The sequence below is a fragment of the Streptococcus mitis genome, from assembly GCF_946190115.1.
GTDB lineage: Bacteria > Bacillota > Bacilli > Lactobacillales > Streptococcaceae > Streptococcus > Streptococcus mitis_CO.
The window spans coordinates 1-270 of sequence record NZ_CAMHZG010000065.1 but is presented as its reverse complement, the minus strand read 5'-3'; the positions used below and the strand labels follow the sequence as shown (position 1 = coordinate 270).

Here is a 270-nt window from a genome sequence, read left to right as displayed (position 1 = left end):
ATTAACAGGAGACACAACAGGAAAAACTGTAAAAGAAAAAACACCTGTCCCAGCAAATACTAAGGTAGTAACACCAAACAAACCAGGCACAACGATTTCAGTAGATGGTCCAGTAAATGGTTTAACAGTGGATAACGGCGGAAATCTAGTAGGAACACCAAGCGTCACAGATTGGGGACCAAAAGAAGAAGAACGTACAGTAGAGATTCCAGTTAAACTGAAACGTGGAACAGAAGAGACTGTTGTAAAAATCCCTGTAACTATCCAACG

At 40.7% G+C, this 270-nt stretch carries 1 protein-coding gene; it reads left to right on the top strand.

What is annotated here, in order from left to right:
* The coding region (locus tag N8L90_RS09435; protein WP_398577027.1) for a hypothetical protein at positions 1-270 on the top strand (270 nt) is incomplete at both ends.